Raw genomic sequence first — 17,419 nt, 5'->3', positions numbered from 1 at the left:
TATCACCCATGCACACCCCTACGGCTCGACCCCGTCCTCGACCACACGAACCTACTGGCCCTCGACCTTGACCAAACACATAGGGGCACCCCCCCTCGGGCGCCCGGGGGCCGGTCCCCGGGCCCCGAGGGGGGGGGCGGACCGCCCCGGTCCCGGGGGTCAGGCGCCCAGGGCGCGTGATGCCGTGTAGATCAGCAGGCCCGCCAAGGCGCCCACCACCGTGCCGTTGATGCGGATGAACTGGAGGTCGCGGCCGATGTGGGCCTCGATCTTGCGGGAGGTGTGCTCCGCGTCCCAGGCCGCCACCGTGTCCGTGATCAGGGAGGTGATCTCCGTGCGGTACGTGGTGACCAGGTAGACCAGCGCGCCCTCGATCCAGCCCTCCACCTTCGCCTGCAGGCGCCCGTCCGTGGCCAGCCGGGCGCCCAGGGACATCAGCGAGGAGCGCACGCGCAGCCGCAGCTCGCTGCGTTCGTCCTCCGCCGCCGAGATGATCATGGAGCGGACCGCCGTCCACGCCGACGCGATCACGTCCTGCACCTCGCCCCGGGCCAGGACCTCCGACTTCAGCCGTTCCACCCGGGCCCGCGTGTCCGTGTCCGACTGGAGGTCCGCCGCGAAGTCCGTCAGGAAGCGGTCCACCGCCCCGCGCGCCGGGTGGCCCGGCATGTCGCGCATCTCCGTGACGAACCGCAGCAGCTCCTTGTACACCCGGTCGCCGATCTTGCGGTCGACGAAGCGCGGGGTCCAGCCGGGGGCGCCGCCCTGGACGGCGTCCATGACGGAGTCCCCGTGGGTGACCAGCCAGTCGTGGGCCTTGGCGCAGATCAGGTCGACCGCCCGGCGGTGGCCGCCGTCGGCGACGACCCGCTCCAGGGTCTTGCCGATGCCCGGCGCGATCTCCGCCGCCTCCGCCCGGCGGGTGATGGCCTCGCCGACGACGGCCTGGACGTCGGAGTCGCGCAGGACGGTCAGGGCGCCGCGCAGCGCGGTGGCCAGTTCCGCCGTGACCCGGTCGGCGTGCTCGGGCTCGGCCAGCCAGGCGCCGAGGCGGCCGCCGATGCCCAGGGCGTTCAGCCGGGCGCGTACGACGTCCGCGGAGAGGAAGTTCTCGCCCACGAACTCCCCCAGCGAGACCCCCAGCTGGTCCTTCTTCGTGGGGATGATCGCCGTGTGGGGGATGGGCAGCCCCAGGGGGCGGCGGAAGAGGGCCGTCACCGCGAACCAGTCGGCGAGCGCGCCGACCATGCCGGCCTCCGCCGCGGCGGCCACGTATCCGGCCCAGCCGCCCGCGCCCCAGGCCTGCTGGGCGCATTTGGCCAGGACGTAGACCACGGCGACGACGATCAGCAGGCCGGTCGCGGTCGTCTTCATCCGCCGCACGCCGCGCCGCCGCTCCTCGTCCGCCTCGTTGAAGACGAACGCGCCGCGGGCGGGTGGGCCCGGAGTCGTTCCGGGTTCCTTCATGTGGTGCTCCTGCCTTCCCCCGATGGCCGGTTTTGTCTGCATAGCATCCGACTCCCGGGAGGGCCGGGGAGTTCCCGGCGCGCCGCCGACCGGGTCCCCAGGTCCGACAGGGCCTAGAGCTCCTTGCGGACCTCGCCGCCGTCCAGGTCCCGGCCGCCCTTGGGCCGCTTCGGCGGCTTCGGCGCCTTGACCTTGACCGCCACCCCGCCCCAGAAGGCCAGGCCGTTGACGATCACCCGCGGAGCCCCCGGTTCCGGGCGGTTCTCCAGGGACCTGCCCTGGTCGAAGCCGCCCATGACGCCGATGCCCCGTACGTCGACCTCGACGCCCGGCGGGACGGTGATCTCGATGCCGCCCATGATGGCCACGCAGGTGATGACGACCTCGGGCGCCGCGAAGTCGGCCTCGCGCAGGTCGAGCTCGCCACCGCCCCAGAAGGCCACGGCGTTGAACTGCGCGGGCACCGTCCAGTGCCCCTTGCGCTGGAACCCCGACATGATCGCGACCGCCGACGAGGAGGCCGACGTACCGCCGATGCGGGACTGCCACGAGGAGGAGGGGGCGGAAACGGCGCCGGGGGCGTAGGAGAAGGCCGAGGGGGACTCGGGGGCCGGGAGGTCGCCGGTCAGGGGTTCGAGCTCGGCGTACGTGCGGGACTTGTACGCCGCCTCGAGCCGCTCCTCGAACTCCTCCATGTCGAGCCGGCCCTCGGCGACGGCGTCCCGCAGGCGCTCGACGACCCGCTCGCGGTCGGCGTCCGACGCCCTCATGGACGGGGCGGCCGACGCCTGCCGCCCAGGGGCCTTCTCCAGGGAGGTCTTCTCCGGGGAGGTCTTCTCCGGGGAGGTCTTCTCCGGCGTCGCCTGCTCCGGGCGCTCGTCACTCATACGGTCAGACTAGGCGGCGGAGGCGGCCTGTTGAACGGTGCGGACCCCGGCCCGGACCCCGACCGCGCCCCTGATTTACCCCTGAGGCCGGGCCCGGGACGCCCTCCCCCGCCGCCCCCTCAGCCCCGTCCCGCGTACATCCGTGCGATGACGTCCTCGATGTCCGGCTCCCGCACCGACAGGTCCAGCAGCGGGTACCGCGCCGCCACCGCCGCCACCAGCGGCGCCGCCGACTCCCGGGCCGGGAACGCCAGCCACTGCCGCGCCCCCTCCACCCGCACCACCCGCGCCCCCGCCACCTCCACCGGCGGGAGCTCCCGCTCCAGGTCCACCACCAGGGTCCGTTCACCGCCCTCCCCCAGCGCGTGCAGACCGCCCAGCGCCCCGTCGTACACCAGCCGGCCGTGGTCGATCACCATCACCCGCTCGCACAGCTGCTCGATGTCCTGGAGGTCGTGCGTCGTCAGCAGCACCGTCGTCCCGAGCTCCTCGTTCAGCTGCCGCAGGAAACCCCGCACCCGCGCCTTGCTCACCACGTCCAGCCCGATCGTCGGCTCGTCCAGGTACAGCACCTCCGGGTCGTGCAGCAGCGCCGCCGCGACGTCCCCGCGCATCCGCTGCCCCAGCGACAGCTGCCGCACCGGCACGTCCAGCAGGGCCCCGAGTTCCAGCTGCTCCACGCAGCGGTCCAGGTTCTCCCGGAACCGGGCCTCCGGAATCCGGTACATCCGCCGCATCAGCCCGTACGAGTCCTTCAGCGGCAGGTCCCACCACAGGGTGGTCCGCTGGCCGAAGACCACCCCGATCCGGTGTGCGAGGCGCATCCGCTCCCGCGACGGGTCGATGCCCGCCACCCGCAGCCGGCCGCCGCTCGGGGTGAGGATGCCCGTCAGCATCTTGATCGTGGTGGACTTCCCCGCGCCGTTGGGCCCGATGTATCCGACCACCTCACCCCGCGCGACCTCGAAGCTGATCCCGTCCACCGCCCTGACCTGGCGTTTCTCCCGGCGCATCGGCCCCACCCGGCGCCGTACCTCGAAGACCTTCTCGACCGCCTCCAGAGAGACGAGGACATCCGACACGACTAGCTCCCCGTGCTTCGGTACGAACGGACCCCCGCGCGCCAGGCCAGCGACGCGGGCAGGAACACCGCGAAGGCCACCAGCGGGCTCAGGTACGCGACCCACCCCGGCAGCCCCAGCGGATCGGGCCGCCCCAGCACGTACAGCGCGGGCAGCCAGTTGACGAAGGCCAGCGGGACCACGAAGGTCACCCCGCGCAGCAGCTCCTTCGCGAACACCGTCGGCGGGTACTGGAGCATCGTGCAGCCCCCGTACGTGAAGGAGTTCTGCACCTCCGCCGCCTCCCCGGCGACGAACTGGAAGGCCGCCCCGGCCACCAGCACCCCGCCGAAGATCCCCGCCCCGGCCACCACCATGACCGGCACCAGCAGCACCTTCCCCGGCGTCCAGTCCACGTCGAGCACCGCGAGCGCCCAGCCCAGCACCCCCAGCCCCTGAGCGATCCGCCCCAGCCGCCGCAGCGCGAACCGGTCCGCGGCCACCTGCGCGAGCAGCGGAACGGGCCGCACCAGCATGGTGTCGAGGGAGCCGTCGCGGATCCGGGCGCCGACCCGGTCGGTGTTGCCGAGGAGCAGGTCCGCCAGCCCGAGGGAGGCGGAGCAGGCCCCGTACAGGAGGGCGATCTCGGGCAGGGTGAACCCGCCGAGCGCGTCCACGTGGGAGAACATGACGGCGATCGCGACGAAGTCCAGCGCCGTGATCGCCGCGTTCCCGAAGGTGGCCAGCAGGAACGACATCCGGTACGTCATCGTCGAGCGGATCCACATCCCCACGATCAGCCCGTAGCCACGCAGCCCCTCGCGCAGCCGGCCGCCGCGCCCCGGCGCGGGCTCGTACGGCCGCCCCGGCCCGCCCGCCCCCGCAGGCGCCACCACCGTCACCTCAGCCACCCTGGACCACCACCTTCCGCGTGGCCGCCGACTGCACCAGCCGCCCCGCGCCCAGCAGCCCCGCCGCCCACACGGCCTGGAAGCCCAGCGCCCGTACCGCTGCCCCGGACCCGGCGTGGGTGCCGAGCAGCACGTCCAGCGGGACCTGGAGCATCGCCGCCCACGGCAGCAGCCGCACCGCCTCGCCGAAGCCGCCGGGGAAGACGGTCAGCGGCAGCAGCATCCCGGAGCAGAAGACGGTGACGACGGTCGCCACCATGTTGACGCCCGACCCGTCCAGCAGCCAGAACGCGGCCAGCCCCAGCAGGTACCGCACCCCGAACCCGACGACCAGCCCGAGGGCGACCGACAGCAGGAACAGCAGCCAGCGCAGCGGATCGGACGGCAGCGCCAGGGTGAACGCGCACGCCCCGGCCACCAGGGGCAGCAGCCCGCGCCCCAGCAACTGGAAGCCCGCACGGCCGAGGTCGGTCGCCAGCCACCAGGCCTGCAGATCGGCCGGACGGTACAGGTCGACGGCGATGTCACCCGTACGGATGCGTTCTTGGAGCTCCTCCTGGAACCCGCCCCCGATGAGCGAGCCGGCCGCCAGCAGGGACTGGCTGACCCAGACGAAGGTGAGGGCCTGGGCCTGGTCGTAGCCGCCGAGGTGGGGGCGCTCGTCCCACAGCGCGATGTAGGTGTACGCGACGATGAAGCCGAAGACCGTGTTGGTGAAGACCCCGGCGGCGGTCGCCGTGCCGTAGGCCGCGTAGCGCCGGAAACCGCCCGCCGCGACGGCCAGATAGAGCCGCACCGTATCCCTCCGTTTCCCACGTCGTTCCTACGTCGGCCAAAGCGGGCGAGCTTAGTGCGGAGGGGCGAGCCACGCGACCGTTTTACGCCCGTCCGAAGCGGATCCAGCGGCCATCGGGTAGACACCATGAGGTACGGATGTGGATATTTCACACGGTCACGAGGAGTCCCGGCGATGAGCGGCAGCGGCCCGAGCGAGGGCAAGGCGAAGGGCGACGCCAACGGCAAGGGCCAGGGCAGCGGCGAGGGCAGCGGCAAAAGCGACGGCAAGGGCGGCGACAAGGGCAGCGGCAAGGCCGCCGCCAAGGGGAAACGCAAGCGCACCGGATGGCGACGCCTCGTCCCCACCTGGCGGATGGTCCTCGGCGGGATCCTGCTGCTCCTGCTGCTGATCGGCGGCGCGCTCGTCGCCGGCTACCTGCTGGTCGACATCCCCCCGGCCAACGCGGCCGCCACCGCCCAGTCCAACGTGTTCCTCTACGCCGACGGTTCCCCGCTCGCCCGCGACGGCGAGGTCAACCGCGTCAACGTGCCGCTCTCCCAGGTCCCCCGCAGCGTCCAGGAGGCCGTACTGGCCGCCGAGGACCGGGACTTCTACTCCGAACGGGCGGTCGACCCCAAGGCGATGATCCGCGCCGCCTGGAACACCGCCACCGGCAAGGGCACGCAGTCCGGCTCCACCATCACCCAGCAGTACGTCAAGAACTACTACCTGGGCCAGGAACAGACCATCAAACGCAAGGTCAAGGAGTTCTTCATCGCGATCAAACTCGGTCGCGAGAAGTCCAAGGACTACATCCTTGAGGGCTATCTGAACACCAGTTACTTCGGCCGCAACGCCTACGGCATCCAGGCCGCCGCCCAGGCCTACTACGGCAAGGACGTCAACAAGCTCACCACCCCCGAGGGCGCCTACCTCGCCACCCTCCTCAACTCCCCCAGCGCCTTCGACGTCGTCTCCCACCCCCAGAGCCGCGACCGCGCCCTCGCCCGCTGGAACTACGTCCTCGACGGCATGGCCAAGAAGAAGTGGCTGACCCCCGAGGAACGGGCCGCGGCCACCTTCCCCGAACCGGGCAAGGTCCGCGCCGCCGCCGGGCTCTCCGGCCAGCGCGGCTACCTGGTCGAAGCCGTCAAGGACTACATCACCGAACGCAAGATCCTCGACGACAAGACCCTCGCCGAGGGCGGCTACCGGATCACCACCACCATCGACAAGCGCCGCGAGAACGCCTTCGTCGACGCCGTCCAGAAGCAGATGGTCGACAAGCTCGACCCGGCGGCCCGCCCGGCCGACAAGGTGGTGCGCGCCGGCGGGGTCTCCATCGACCCGGCCACCGGCAAGGTCGTCGCCATGTACGGCGGCATCGACTACACCAAGCAGTACGTCAACAACGCGACCCGGCACGACTACCAGGTGGCCTCCACCTTCAAGCCGTTCGTCTTCGCCTCCGCCGTCGAGAACGACTCCCGCACCCAGGACGGCCGCCGGATCACCCCGAACACGATCTACAACGGGGACAACCGGCGCCGCGTCGTCGGCACCCGCATCCCCTACGCCCCCGAGAACGAGGGCCAGCAGTCGTACGGCCAGATCACCGTCAACACCGCGACCGACCTCTCCGTGAACACCGTCTTCGCCCAGATGGTCGTCGACGTCGGCACGGCGAAGGTCAAGCAGACGGCGATCGCCCTCGGCCTCCCCGAGGACACCCCGAACTTCGACGCCGTCCCGGCCATGGCGCTCGGCACCATGCAGGCCAGCGTGCTGGACATGACCCAGGCCTACGCGACCCTCGCCGACCACGGCCGGCGCACCCCGTACACCCTCGTGGAGAAGATCACCAAGGAGGACGACACCCTCCACCTGCCCGACCGCAGCCCCCAGCAGGCCGTGAGCCGCGAAGCCGCCGACACGACCACCTCCATGCTGGTCAGCGTGGTGGACAACGGCACCGGCACCGAGGCCCTCGCGGCCGGCCGGCCGGCCGCGGGCAAGACCGGCACCGCCGAGCAGGACCGCGCCGCCTGGTTCGCCGCGTACACCCCCGACCTGGTGACGGTCGTCTCGATCATGGGCCAGGACCCCGAGACGGGCACCCTCGAACCCCTCTACGGGGCCCTCGGCGAGCCCCGCCTCGGAGGCGGCGGCTACCCGGCGCGGATCTGGGCGGCGTACACGAAGAAGGCCCTGACGGGGTCGGAGCCGGCCGACTTCGACCTGGACCTCCAGCCGGGCGCGGCCCAGCCCCCGCCGCCCGCACCCACCACCCCGCAGCAGCCCCAGGGCAGCCGCCCGCCGTGGCTCCCGGACCAGACCGGCCGCCCCAACCCGCCGAACGGGGGCCAGGACAACGGCGGCCAGACGAACGGGGGCCAGAACACGGGCGGCCAGAACAACGGAGGCCAGACCAACGGAGGCCAGAACACGGGCGGCCAGACGAACGGCGGGCAGACCAACGGGGGCCAGAACACGACCGGCCAGACCAACGGCGGCCAAACCACCGGCGGGCAGACCAACGGAGGCCAGACCAACGGGGGCGACACCACGGGCGGCGGCGGCGAAACCAACGGCGGCCAGACCACCGGCGGCGGCCTCGCCCCGCGCCGCCGCCCCCCGTCGGTGTTCCTCGAATGACGCGGGCAGCGCCGGTCAGTGCCCGGAGGTGGCCTTCAGGCCCACCACCGCGACCAGCAGCAGGCAGATGAAGAAGATCCGGGCGGCGGTGACGGGCTCCCCCAGCACCGCCATGCCGAGCACCGCCGCACCGGCCGCACCGATGCCCACCCACACGCCGTACGCCGTGCCGATGGGCAGGGTCTTGGCCGCGTAGGACAGCAGCACCATGCTGGCGACGATCCCGGCACCGGTGAAGACGGACGGCCACAGCCGGGTGAAGCCCTCCGTGAACTTCATGCCGATCGACCAGCCGACCTCGAGCAGACCAGCGACGAGAAGAAGAACCCAGGCCATGACGGCACCTCCGGGACGAGAACGGAACGGGGGTGCGTCGTCTTTGCGTCGAGCTGATCCAGCCACCAGCTACCCGGTACGGCGCGTCTCGTCGGGGTGCTTCCCCACCACCGTAGCAAAGGGCGTGCAAAAGGGCCGGTGACGCCGGCCACCGGCCCTCCTCCACGACCTCCTACAGATACAGCCCGGTGGAGTCCTTCGACCCCTCCAGCCGCTCCGCCGCCACGGCGTGCAGGTCCCGCTCGCGCATCAGCACGTACGTCGCCCCGCGCACCTCGACCTCGGCGCGGTCCTCGGGGTCGTACAGCACGCGGTCGCCGGGCTCCACGCTCCGTACGTTCTGCCCGACCGCGACCACCTCGGCCCAGGCGAGCCGCTTGCCCACCGCGGCCGTCGCCGGGATCAGGATCCCGCCGCCCGAGCGCCGCTCGCCCTCGGGGGTGTCGGACTTCACGAGCACGCGGTCGTGGAGCATGCGGATGGGCAGCTTGTCGTGGGTGGTGTTCTCGCTCACGCCCCGAACCTACCTGCCCCCGCGCGCCGCGCACCCTCGAGGGTCGCCATCACCGCTTGCGGCGCACGGAAACCACGAGCAGCCCGACCACGCCGACCGCGAGCAGCGCCACGGGGGCGATCCGCTCGAAGCGCGGGGCGCCGTCCTCGTGGCGCAGGCCGTCCTTCACGTCGGTGACCAGCCGGTTCACGGCCGCGACGGCGCGCCCGGCGGTGTGGTCGACCGCCCCGGCGACCCTGGCCTTCGCGTCCCCGATGATCGTCTGCGGGTGCATGCGCACGCCGATCTCGTCGAGCGTCTCGGCGAGCTGCTCGCGGCGGCGGACGATGTCCGCCTCGATCTGTGCGGGGGTCCTGGCTTCCGGCACCGCGCTGCCTCCGTCGTCGTGTCTCGTCTGTAAGGGCTGGATCCGTCATGGACAGTCTGTCAGCTGTGTCAGCTTAGGCTCCTCCCGTACGGATCCCCTCCCGAGGAGAGCACTGACATGAGCGAGCGACTCCAGCCGGGCGACACCGCCCCCGCCTTCACCCTGCCCGACGCGGACGGCAACGAGGTGTCGCTGGCCGACCACAAGGGCCGCAAGGTGATCGTGTACTTCTACCCGGCGGCCCTGACCCCGGGCTGCACGAAGCAGGCCTGCGACTTCACGGACAACCTGGACGTCCTGGCCACGGCCGGCTACGACGTCATCGGCGTCTCCCCGGACAAGCCGGAGAAGCTGGCGAAGTTCCGCGAGCAGGAGCACCTGAAGGTCACCCTGGTCGGCGACCCGGAGAAGGAGGTCCTGGCGGCGTACGGGGCCTTCGGCGAGAAGAAGCTGTACGGCAAGACGGTGACCGGCGTCATCCGCTCCACGGTGGTCGTGGACGAGGAGGGCAAGGTCGAGCACGCCTTCTACAACGTCAAGGCGACCGGCCACGTAGCGAAGATCATCAAGGACCTGGGCATCTGACCCCCGTCCGCCCTCACGCAACGGCCCGCACCCTCCCGGCGCGGGCTGTTCCGCTGATCGGGCGAAATCCGCCGCCGACGACGGCCGCTCGCGGGCCGCACCGAGCCGGATGCCGCGTGAGCATGGCATCGATACCTCGCACTTCCGCAACGCACGGCTGCTCATATCCTCGGAGCGCCTGCGCACGGCAGTCCCGGAAGCGGCCGGCTATGCGGACGTGATGCGGGCCCTGGGCCTGGACGTCAACACCACGAACCACCGGCGGGCACAACGCGGAGTGGCGGAACCGGCCTGGATACAAGCCACTTCAAGCGGCGCAGCCGGGGTCGACCCGTGAACCGAGAACCGTCGCAGTGGTGCCGCAAGCGCCGCCCGGAGACCTTCGCCTCTTCAGCCTCCGCCCCGTAGACTGAGCGGAGCCCAGACCGACGCAATGTCTGATTTGGGCACAATGTCGCGGTTGTGGTGGAATTGGCAGTCACGCTGGGTTTAGGTCCCAGTGGGGTAAAACCCGTGGGGGTTCGAGTCCCCCCAACCGCACGCACGCCGAAGGCCCCGTACGCAGCCGCGTACGGGGCCTTCGGGCTGTCCGGTGTACCGGCCACTCAGCCCAGGAGGTCGCGGAGGATCGGGGTCAGGGCTCGGAAGGCCTGGCCTCGGTGGGAGATGGCGTTCTTTTCCGCCGGCGTGAGTTCCGCGCAGGTGCGGGTGTCGTTCAGGGGCTGGAGGATCGGGTCGTAGCCGAAGCCGCCGCCGCCCGCCGGGGTGTGGCGGAGGGTGCCCAGGAGGCGGCCCTCGACCACGCGTTCGGTGCCGTCCGGGAGGGCCAGGGCGGCCGCGCAGAAGAAGTGGGCGCCCCGGTGCTCGGAGGAGATGTCGGACAGCTGGTTGAGGAGCAGCTCCAGGTTGGCGCGGTCGTCGCCGTGGGCGCCGGCCCAGCGGGCCGAGAAGATGCCGGGGGCGCCGTTCAGGACGTCGACGCACAGGCCGGAGTCGTCGGCGATGGCGGGGTGGCCGGTGGCCCGGGCGAGGGCGTGGGCCTTGAGCAGGGCGTTCTCGGCGAAGGTGACGCCGGTTTCCTTGACGTCCGGGACCTCGGGGTACGCGTCGGCGCCGACCAGCTCGTGCGGCAGGCCGGCGTCGGCGAGGATGGCGCGGAGTTCGGTGACTTTGCCCGCGTTGCGGGTGGCGAGGATCAGGCGGGTCATGCCGCCATTATCCCGGGGTGCAGACCTTGGAGATCTCCGCGGCGGCGTCCGCGACCGGCTTGATGTCGGGGGCGGTGTTGCCCTGCTGCACGGAGGTGCGGACGTTCTGGACGGCCGTGGTCATGGAGTCGACGGCCTTGCCGAGGTCGGCGTTGCCGGTCTGGTCCTTGATCTTCTTCAGGTCGGTGTCGATCTGGTTGAGCGCGTTCTGGGTGTCCTGGACGCTGTTGCCCGCGTTGGAGACGGCCTGCTGGAGGTTGCTGACGCCGTTGGTGATGGCGACGGCCGTGTTGGCGCAGTCCATGGCGGTGGAGATGGCGTCGCAGGAGGTGAGCGCCGGGACGGCCAGGGCGGCCGTGAGGGCGACTGCCGCCAGGCGGAGTGTGGGCCGGTTGGGCGTGAGGTTCATGCGGGTCCCCCCGAGGGTGTGGGTACGGGTACGGGCGCGCGGCCGTGAGACCGTGCGCCCGTACCGGCGTAGACGCGGGCCCGTGCCCGGCGGTTGCTACGGGAGCTGGAGGTCCAGGGCGCCGAGCTGGAGGGCCTCAAGGTCGGCGCAGCCGCCGGCGGCGAGGTCGAGGAGGGCGTTGAGCTCCTTGCGGTCGAAGGGCTCGCCCTCGGCGGTGCCCTGGACCTCGACGAAGCGGCCGTCGCCGGTGCAGACGACGTTCATGTCGGTCTCGGCGCGGACGTCCTCCTCGTAGCAGAGGTCGAGGAGGGGGACGCCGTCGACGATGCCGACGCTGACGGCGGCGACGGTGCCGGTCAGCGGCTTGCGGCCGGCCTTGACGAGCTTCTTCTTCTGGCCCCAGGCGATGGCGTCGGCGAGGGCGACGTAGGCGCCGGTGATGGCGGCGGTGCGGGTGCCGCCGTCGGCCTGGAGGACGTCGCAGTCGAGGACGATCGTGTTCTCGCCGAGGGCCTTGTAGTCGATGACGGCGCGCAGGGAGCGGCCGATGAGGCGGGAGATCTCGTGGGTGCGGCCGCCGATCTTGCCGCGGACGGATTCGCGGTCGCCGCGGGTGTTGGTGGAGCGCGGGAGCATCGAGTACTCGGAGGTGACCCAGCCTTCGCCGCTGCCCTTGCGCCAGCGGGGGACGCCTTCGGTGAAGGAGGCGGTGCAGAAGACCTTGGTGTCTCCGAAGGAGATGAGGACGGAGCCCTCGGCGTGCTTGCTCCATCCGCGTTCGATGGTGACCGGGCGGAGCTGTTCGGGCGTGCGGCCGTCGATGCGAGACATGGCTGTGAGCCTAGTCGAGGTGGGGGTACGGGTGGACCCCGTCCGGTCGGGCCGGTACGGGGTCCTGGTCATGCTCCGCGGGGGCGGGTCACATCATGTCTTCGATCTCGCCGGCGATCGGGTCGGCGTCGGTGCCGATGACGACCTGGACGGCGGTGCCCATCCGGACGACGCCGTGGGCGCCGGCGGCCTTGAGGGCGGCCTCGTCGACGAGGTCGGGGTTGACGACCTCGGTGCGCAGGCGCGTGATGCAGCCCTCGACCTCTTCGATGTTCTCGATTCCGCCGAGCCCGGCGACGATCTTCTCAGCCTTGGTGGCCATGTGTTTCTCCCTGAGTGTGGCGAAGAACGAGTCTCGGCGGCCGTAGCCAGCTGCGTCCGCTTCGTCACGGTAGCTCACGGTTGGCCTATCTACGCGAGCACGGGTCCGGGGCCTGCCGAATGATGACGATCAGCAGCACCCTGCCCCACAACTGGTCTACACCAGTGTGCCGTACGCGGTGCGGCTGCCAAAAACGGGCCGGCCCAGGGAGGACGCGGATGAGCGCGAGCAGTGCCGAGGCGGCACCTCGGCCGAGGTGGTGGAGCGGTCTCTACCCGGGGCTGCAGAAGATGGGGCGCAGTCTGCAGCTGCCGATCGCGGTGCTGCCGGCGGCGGGCATCCTCAACCGGCTGGGACAGTCGGACGTGTTCGGCAAGGACGGCCTGGACTGGGCGCCGGTGGCGAAGGTGATGGCGGGTGCGGGCGGGGCGCTGCTCGATCCGGACCTGGGGCTCCCGCTGCTGTTCTGCGTGGGCGTGGCGATCGGGATGGCCAAGAAGGCGGACGGGTCGACCGCGCTGGCGGCGGTGGCGGGGTTCCTCGTCTACCGGGGGGTGCTGCACGCCTTCCCGAAGAAGTGTCCGGAGGGGACGCGGGACATCGCGGGTGGCTGCCTGACGTCGGCGGACACGTTCGCGGGGTACACGTACCAGAACCCGGGGGTGTTCGGCGGGATCGTGATGGGGCTGCTGGCGGCGTGGTTCTGGCAGCGGTACCACCGGGTGAAGCTGGTGGACTGGCTGGGCTTCTTCAACGGGCGCCGGCTGGTGCCGATCATCATGGCGTTCGTGGCGATCGCGTTCGCGGTGGTGTGCCTGTGGGTCTGGCCGCCGGTGGGTGACGCGCTGGAGCACTTCTCGGACTGGCTGATCGGTCTGGGGGCGTGGGGTGCGGGGATCTTCGGGGTGGCGAACCGGGCGCTGCTGGTGATCGGGCTGCACCAGTTCCTGAACGTGCCGGTGTGGTTCCAGTTCGGTTCGTTCACGACGCCGGAGGGGCAGGTGAAGCACGGTGACATCAACATGTTCCTGGCGGGTGACCCGCACGCCGGCCTGTTCCTGAGCGGGTTCTTCCCGATCATGATGTTCGCACTGCCGGCGGCGGCGCTGGCGATCACGCACTGCGCGAAGCCGCTGCGGCGCAAGGAGGTCGGGGGGCTGATGCTGTCGGTGGGGCTGACCTCGTTCGTCACGGGGATCACCGAGCCGCTGGAGTACTCCTTCCTCTTCGTGGCGCCGCTGCTGTACGCGGTGCACGCGGTGCTGACGGGGGTGTCGATGGCGGTGACGTGGGCGCTGGGGGTGCACGACGGGTTCAGCTTCTCGGCGGGTCTGATCGACTACGTCATCAACTGGGGGCTGGCGACGAAGCCGTGGCTGATCATCCCGATCGGCCTGTGTTTCGCGGTCGTCTACTACGTCGTCTTCCGGTTCGCCATCACGGCGTTCGACATCCCGACGCCGGGGCGGGAGTCGGACGAGGAGATCGCGGCGATGCAGGCGGAGAACACCAAGGCGTAGCGGGCGGCGCGAACCGCCTTGCGGCACAAGGCAAGGGCCTTCGGATCCAAGGATCCGGAGGCCCTTCGTCCTGTGGCCTAGGCCACACAAAATCGAAGGTTCCTTATCTAACCCCGACCGTGCTACAACTGGTCTACACCACCTAATGGTGTAGACCATGCAGCTGCCGAGCAGCCAGAGGTCTCTTCCGAGGACGCCGCCACCCCATTTTCCCCTGTCCCCTGGCAGCGCCTTGCCCACTGGAGGAAGCCCATGTCCACAGCGACCGCTGCGGAGAAGAAGAAGGGCGCTGGCGTGATGGCAGTCATGCAGCGCATCGGCCGGAGCCTCATGCTCCCCGTCGCGGTGCTGCCGGCCGCCGCACTGCTGGTCCGCCTCGGCGACAAGGACATGCTGGGCGATCCCTCGCTGCCGGACTTCCTCACCAAGATCGCCGGATACATGTCCGCCGGTGGTGGCGCGATCCTCGCCAACATGGCTCTGCTGTTCGCCGTCGGCATCGCGATCGGTTACGCCAAGAAGTCCGACGGTTCGACCGCGCTCGCCGCGGTGACCGGCTACCTGGTCTTCTCGAAGGTCCTCGCGACCTTCACGGATCCGAACCTGCCGAAGGTCGAGGTGGTCGTCGACCACAAGGTCGCCCTGGTCGACGCCCCGGTGGACGCCAAGGTGCTCGGCGGCGTCGTGATGGGTCTCGTCGTGGCCCTGATCTACCAGAAGTTCTACCGGACCAAGCTGCCCGAGTGGGCGGGCTTCTTCGGCGGCCGCCGCCTCGTCCCGATCCTCTCGGCCTTCGCGGGTCTGCTGATCGGCATCGTCTTCGGTCTCATCTGGCCGGTCCTCGGCACCGGTCTGCACAACTTCGGTGAGTGGCTCGTCGGCTCCGGCGCCGTCGGCGCGGGCATCTTCGGCGTCGCCAACCGCGGTCTGATCGCGGTCGGCATGCACCACCTGCTGAACTCCTTCCCGTGGTTCCAGGCGGGCGATTACAACGGCAAGAGCGGCGACATCGCCCGCTTCCTCGCCGGCGACCCGAGCGCCGGACAGTTCATGACCGGCTTCTTCCCGATCATGATGTTCGCCCTCCCGGCCGCCTGCCTGGCGATCGTCCACTGCGCCCGCCCCGAGCGCCGCAAGGTCGTCGGCGGCATGATGTTCTCCCTCGCCCTGACCTCGTTCGTCACCGGCGTGACCGAGCCCATCGAGTTCACCTTCATGTTCATCGCGCCGGTGCTCTACGCCGTCCACGCGGTCCTGACCGGTGTCTCCATGGCCCTGACCTGGGCGCTGGGCATGAAGGACGGCTTCGGCTTCTCGGCCGGCGCCATCGACTACCTGCTGAACCTCGGCAAGGCCACCAACCCGGCCGGTCTGGCGCTGGTCGGCCTCTGCTTCGCGGCGCTCTACTACGTGATCTTCCGCTTCGCGATCACCAAGTGGAACCTGCCGACGCCGGGCCGCGAGTCCGACGAGGAGCTCGCCGAGCTGGCGAAGGCCGAGGCGAAGTAGGCCCGGTGGTCCCCGCAGTTTCGTAGGCGGCAACTACGCGACGGAGCCCCCGCTCTCCCGGAAGGGAGGCGGGGGCTCCGTCGTTCGGCCCTGCCCTCAGACCTCGTAGACGGCGCCGGGGTACGCGAGCTCGACGGGGCCGTCGTACACCGCGCGGGCGTCCGCGAGGTTCTGCCCGGCGTCCGTCCACGGCGGGATGTGCGTCAGCACGAGCCGCCCGACCCGGGCGGCGTGCGCGTGCTCCCCGGCCTCGCGGCCGTTGAGGTGGAGGTCCGGGACGGCCTCCTTGCCGTGGGTGAAGGAGGCCTCGCACAGGAACAGGTCCGCGCCCTCGGCCAGTGCCCCCAGCTCGGGGCAGACCCCGGTGTCCCCGGAGTACGCCAGCACCCGCCCGCCGTGCTCGACGCGGATCCCGTACGACTCGACGGGGTGGCTGACCCGCTCGGTGCGGACGGTGAACGGGCCGATCTCGAAGGTGCCCGGCTTCAGGGTCCGGAAGTCGAACACCTCGCTCATCGAGCGCTCGTCCGGGACGTCCTCGTAGGCCGTGGTCAGGCGCTGCTCGGTACCCTCCGGCCCGTACACGGGCAGGGCGGCGCAGCGGCCGCCCTCGTGCCGGTAGTAGCGGGCGACGAAGTAGGCACACATGTCGATGCAGTGGTCGGCGTGCAGATGGCTCAGGAAGATCGCATCGAGGTCGTAGAGGCCGCAGTGGCGCTGGAGGGCGCCGAGGGAGCCGTTGCCCATGTCGAGGAGCAGCCGGAAGCCGTCGGCCTCTACGAGATAACTCGAGCAAGCCGAATCCGCGGACGGGAACGACCCCGAACAGCCGACGACGGTGAGCTTCATGGAGCGTGAACCTCCGTGGACGGTCCGTGGACGGATTGCGGGCCGTGCGTGCGTCGAGCGTAAGGCGCGAAACCTCCGGTCGCTCCTCCGCGGCAGGCCGTTGTGGGGGGAATCACCTGTGCTGTCACCCAGGGGAGCGACGAGTGGTACGGGCGTTGCCGCGTCGCTGCCGCGCTCCGGGTGGCCGACGAGGCTACGGTCGCTCTATGGACACGTCCTGGTGGTACGCCGTGGTGGCGGCGGTCGCCGTGGTTGTGGTGGTGCTGCTGCCCCGGCACGTCAGGAGGCGGGCGGGCGCGCCGCCCGTGCCGCCGCACGGGCTCGGGCCGCCGCCGCGGGTGCGGGCCGGTGACCTGTGGGACCTGGCGGACGGGCGGACCTGCCTGGTGCTGTCGGCGCGGCCGCAGCGGGAGTCGGCGCGGGTGGCGTGGATCGTCGGCAAGTACGACGACCGCAGGCCCGGGGTCGTCCCGCTGCCGCCCGGCACGGCGGGCGCCGGCGGGCGCGGCGGTTTCCTGGAGGCGGACCGGCCGGAGGAGATCTCGGTGTGGGAGTTTCGGCGGATGCTCGGGACGCTGGACCCGGTGTTGTGGGACGAGGCCAAGGGACTGGGAGGCGGGAGCGGATGAGCGGGCGGCAGGTCAGGCTGCGGCGGGTCTACGATCCGCCCGAGCCGGAGGAGGACGGCGTACGGGTGCTGGTGGACCGGCTGTGGCCGCGCGGGCTGTCTAAGGAGGCGGCGGCGGTGGACGAGTGGCCGAAGGCGGTGACCCCGTCCGGGGAGCTGCGGAAGTGGTTCCACGGGGGCGGGTCGGCGGAGGAGTTCCGGGCACGGTACGAGGCGGAGCTCGCGGGGGCGGAGGCGGGGGCCGAGCTGGAGCGGCTGCGGGGGCTGGCCGCGGCCGGGCCGATGACGCTGCTCACGGCGGTCCGTGACCCCGCCGACAGCCATGCCGCGATCCTGGCGGAGCACCTCGCGCCGTGACGGGGTCGGGGCGCCGCTGCGCGGAGCCGGAGTCCCCTACCCGCCCTTCGCCCGTTCCCCGGGGCAAGCCCCGGACCCCGTACGTGCGCTCCGCGCCCGTGCGCTCAAACTCCCCCAGCTACCGCTGGGAGGTACCCCCAGCGGTAGCTGGGGGAGGGTGAGGCGCGGGGGTCTGGGGGCGGTGCCCCGAGGGCGGCTGCGCGCAGTGCTGGCCCTGGAGGAGCT

At 71.3% G+C, this 17,419-nt stretch carries 19 protein-coding genes, 1 tRNA gene and 1 riboswitch; of the genes, 7 read left to right on the top strand and 13 right to left on the bottom strand.

Annotation, left to right across the window (positions count from 1 at the left end; translation table 11 throughout):
* Nucleotides 1–159: 159 nt before the first annotated feature.
* The 5 genes from ACFVXK_RS29420 to ACFVXK_RS29400 all read right to left on the bottom strand — a co-directional run bounded on the left by ACFVXK_RS29420 (nt 160) and on the right by ACFVXK_RS29400 (nt 5,122).
* On the bottom strand, nt 160–1,467 hold the full coding sequence (locus tag ACFVXK_RS29420; protein WP_389617264.1) for a DUF445 domain-containing protein: 1,308 nt from the start codon (nt 1,465–1,467) through the stop codon (nt 160–162).
* Between the two features lie 113 nt (nt 1,468–1,580).
* Entirely contained in the window at nt 1,581–2,354 is a 774-nt protein-coding gene (locus ACFVXK_RS29415) for a DUF1707 domain-containing protein (protein WP_389617261.1), read from the bottom strand.
* A gap of 119 nt (nt 2,355–2,473) precedes the next feature.
* Nucleotides 2,474–3,436, bottom strand: coding sequence for an ATP-binding cassette domain-containing protein (locus ACFVXK_RS29410; RefSeq protein WP_389617258.1), 963 nt, complete (start codon nt 3,434–3,436; stop codon nt 2,474–2,476).
* A gap of 2 nt (nt 3,437–3,438) precedes the next feature.
* Nucleotides 3,439–4,326, bottom strand: coding sequence for an ABC transporter permease (locus ACFVXK_RS29405; RefSeq protein ID WP_389617255.1), 888 nt, complete (start codon nt 4,324–4,326; stop codon nt 3,439–3,441).
* Nucleotides 4,319–5,122, bottom strand: coding sequence for an ABC transporter permease (locus ACFVXK_RS29400; protein WP_389617252.1), 804 nt, complete (start codon nt 5,120–5,122; stop codon nt 4,319–4,321). Before ACFVXK_RS29400 ends, ACFVXK_RS29405 begins: the two co-directional genes overlap by 8 nt.
* A 174-nt stretch (nt 5,123–5,296) precedes the next feature.
* On the opposite strand from ACFVXK_RS29400, the gene ACFVXK_RS29395 reads away from it, so the two are divergent.
* Nucleotides 5,297–7,759 carry a transglycosylase domain-containing protein gene (locus ACFVXK_RS29395; protein ID WP_389617249.1) on the top strand — a complete coding sequence of 821 codons (2,463 nt, stop codon included), beginning with the start codon at nt 5,297–5,299 and terminating at the stop codon, nt 7,757–7,759.
* 15 nt (nt 7,760–7,774) lie between these two features.
* On the opposite strand, the gene ACFVXK_RS29390 is transcribed toward ACFVXK_RS29395, so the two are convergent.
* The 3 genes from ACFVXK_RS29390 to ACFVXK_RS29380 form a co-directional block, all read right to left on the bottom strand.
* Nucleotides 7,775–8,095, bottom strand: a complete 321-nt coding sequence (locus tag ACFVXK_RS29390; RefSeq protein WP_030158619.1) for a multidrug efflux SMR transporter — start codon at nt 8,093–8,095, stop codon at nt 7,775–7,777.
* 31 nt (nt 8,096–8,126) lie between these two features.
* A riboswitch (guanidine-III (ykkC-III) riboswitch) is annotated at nt 8,127–8,217 on the bottom strand.
* A 50-nt stretch (nt 8,218–8,267) separates the two neighbouring features.
* Nucleotides 8,268–8,609 carry a co-chaperone GroES gene (locus tag ACFVXK_RS29385; protein WP_079427293.1) on the bottom strand — a complete coding sequence of 114 codons (342 nt, stop codon included), beginning with the start codon at nt 8,607–8,609 and terminating at the stop codon, nt 8,268–8,270.
* Between the two features lie 49 nt (nt 8,610–8,658).
* Nucleotides 8,659–8,976 carry a DUF3618 domain-containing protein gene (locus ACFVXK_RS29380; protein ID WP_389617245.1) on the bottom strand — a complete coding sequence of 106 codons (318 nt, stop codon included), beginning with the start codon at nt 8,974–8,976 and terminating at the stop codon, nt 8,659–8,661.
* Nucleotides 8,977–9,093: 117 nt separating this feature from the next.
* Between ACFVXK_RS29380 and bcp the strand changes: the two genes are divergently transcribed.
* Nucleotides 9,094–9,561: a thioredoxin-dependent thiol peroxidase gene (bcp, locus tag ACFVXK_RS29375; protein ID WP_362066056.1), complete on the top strand. Its 468-nt coding sequence runs from the start codon at nt 9,094–9,096 to the stop codon at nt 9,559–9,561.
* Nucleotides 9,562–10,017: 456 nt separating this feature from the next.
* Nucleotides 10,018–10,101: transfer RNA gene (locus tag ACFVXK_RS29370), tRNA-Leu, on the top strand.
* A 65-nt stretch (nt 10,102–10,166) separates the two neighbouring features.
* Here the strand turns inward: ACFVXK_RS29370 and rdgB are convergent.
* The 4 genes from rdgB to ACFVXK_RS29350 form a co-directional block, all read right to left on the bottom strand.
* Nucleotides 10,167–10,769: an RdgB/HAM1 family non-canonical purine NTP pyrophosphatase gene (rdgB, locus tag ACFVXK_RS29365; protein ID WP_389617242.1), complete on the bottom strand. Its 603-nt coding sequence runs from the start codon at nt 10,767–10,769 to the stop codon at nt 10,167–10,169.
* 7 nt (nt 10,770–10,776) lie between these two features.
* Nucleotides 10,777–11,178: a hypothetical protein gene (locus ACFVXK_RS29360; protein ID WP_389617239.1), complete on the bottom strand. Its 402-nt coding sequence runs from the start codon at nt 11,176–11,178 to the stop codon at nt 10,777–10,779.
* 96 nt (nt 11,179–11,274) lie between these two features.
* Entirely contained in the window at nt 11,275–12,009 is a 735-nt protein-coding gene (gene rph, locus ACFVXK_RS29355) for a ribonuclease PH (protein ID WP_389617236.1), read from the bottom strand.
* An 88-nt stretch (nt 12,010–12,097) separates the two neighbouring features.
* Complete coding sequence (locus ACFVXK_RS29350; protein ID WP_281187150.1) at nt 12,098–12,409, bottom strand: PTS glucose/sucrose transporter subunit IIB; 312 nt, start codon at nt 12,407–12,409, stop codon at nt 12,098–12,100.
* A gap of 140 nt (nt 12,410–12,549) precedes the next feature.
* Here ACFVXK_RS29350 and ACFVXK_RS29345 point away from each other — a divergent pair, with 140 nt between their 5' ends.
* Both ACFVXK_RS29345 and ACFVXK_RS29340 read left to right on the top strand, forming a co-directional pair.
* Nucleotides 12,550–13,851: a PTS transporter subunit EIIC gene (locus ACFVXK_RS29345; protein WP_389617232.1), complete on the top strand. Its 1,302-nt coding sequence runs from the start codon at nt 12,550–12,552 to the stop codon at nt 13,849–13,851.
* 252 nt (nt 13,852–14,103) lie between these two features.
* A complete protein-coding gene (locus ACFVXK_RS29340; RefSeq protein WP_362148271.1) occupies nt 14,104–15,360 on the top strand; it encodes a PTS transporter subunit EIIC in 1,257 nt (418 codons plus the stop codon).
* 96 nt (nt 15,361–15,456) lie between these two features.
* Here ACFVXK_RS29340 and ACFVXK_RS29335 read toward each other — a convergent pair whose 3' ends face one another.
* A complete protein-coding gene (locus tag ACFVXK_RS29335; RefSeq protein WP_389617229.1) occupies nt 15,457–16,209 on the bottom strand; it encodes an MBL fold metallo-hydrolase in 753 nt (250 codons plus the stop codon).
* A 206-nt stretch (nt 16,210–16,415) separates the two neighbouring features.
* On the opposite strand from ACFVXK_RS29335, the gene ACFVXK_RS29330 reads away from it, so the two are divergent.
* Together ACFVXK_RS29330 and ACFVXK_RS29325 are read left to right on the top strand one after the other, a co-directional pair.
* A complete protein-coding gene (locus tag ACFVXK_RS29330) occupies nt 16,416–16,838 on the top strand; it encodes a hypothetical protein (RefSeq protein WP_389617226.1) in 423 nt (140 codons plus the stop codon).
* Complete coding sequence (locus ACFVXK_RS29325; RefSeq protein ID WP_389617224.1) at nt 16,835–17,194, top strand: DUF488 domain-containing protein; 360 nt, start codon at nt 16,835–16,837, stop codon at nt 17,192–17,194. The genes ACFVXK_RS29330 and ACFVXK_RS29325 overlap by 4 nt, the downstream gene beginning before the upstream one ends.
* Nucleotides 17,195–17,419 lie beyond the last annotated feature (225 nt).

This window comes from Streptomyces sp. NPDC058157, from assembly GCF_042884105.1.
Classification (GTDB): domain Bacteria; phylum Actinomycetota; class Actinomycetes; order Streptomycetales; family Streptomycetaceae; genus Streptomyces.
Note: the sequence above shows the minus strand (reverse complement) of the source record. Positions and strands in the feature narration are given on the sequence as shown.

What these genes read in the sequence shown, in the direction of transcription:
- rph (WP_389617236.1), bottom strand. Translation starts at nt 12,009, where the DNA reads ATGTCTCGCATCGACGGCCGCACGCCCGAACAGCTCCGCCCGGTCACC.
- ACFVXK_RS29330 (WP_389617226.1), top strand. Translation starts at nt 16,416, where the DNA reads ATGGACACGTCCTGGTGGTACGCCGTGGTGGCGGCGGTCGCCGTGGTT.
- ACFVXK_RS29335 (WP_389617229.1), bottom strand. Translation starts at nt 16,209, where the DNA reads ATGAAGCTCACCGTCGTCGGCTGTTCGGGGTCGTTCCCGTCCGCGGAT.
- ACFVXK_RS29340 (WP_362148271.1), top strand. Translation starts at nt 14,104, where the DNA reads ATGTCCACAGCGACCGCTGCGGAGAAGAAGAAGGGCGCTGGCGTGATG.
- ACFVXK_RS29395 (WP_389617249.1), top strand. Translation starts at nt 5,297, where the DNA reads ATGAGCGGCAGCGGCCCGAGCGAGGGCAAGGCGAAGGGCGACGCCAAC.
- rdgB (WP_389617242.1), bottom strand. Translation starts at nt 10,769, where the DNA reads ATGACCCGCCTGATCCTCGCCACCCGCAACGCGGGCAAAGTCACCGAA.
- ACFVXK_RS29345 (WP_389617232.1), top strand. Translation starts at nt 12,550, where the DNA reads ATGAGCGCGAGCAGTGCCGAGGCGGCACCTCGGCCGAGGTGGTGGAGC.
- ACFVXK_RS29390 (WP_030158619.1), bottom strand. Translation starts at nt 8,095, where the DNA reads ATGGCCTGGGTTCTTCTTCTCGTCGCTGGTCTGCTCGAGGTCGGCTGG.
- ACFVXK_RS29360 (WP_389617239.1), bottom strand. Translation starts at nt 11,178, where the DNA reads ATGAACCTCACGCCCAACCGGCCCACACTCCGCCTGGCGGCAGTCGCC.
- ACFVXK_RS29415 (WP_389617261.1), bottom strand. Translation starts at nt 2,354, where the DNA reads ATGAGTGACGAGCGCCCGGAGCAGGCGACGCCGGAGAAGACCTCCCCG.
- ACFVXK_RS29420 (WP_389617264.1), bottom strand. Translation starts at nt 1,467, where the DNA reads ATGAAGGAACCCGGAACGACTCCGGGCCCACCCGCCCGCGGCGCGTTC.
- bcp (WP_362066056.1), top strand. Translation starts at nt 9,094, where the DNA reads ATGAGCGAGCGACTCCAGCCGGGCGACACCGCCCCCGCCTTCACCCTG.
- ACFVXK_RS29325 (WP_389617224.1), top strand. Translation starts at nt 16,835, where the DNA reads ATGAGCGGGCGGCAGGTCAGGCTGCGGCGGGTCTACGATCCGCCCGAG.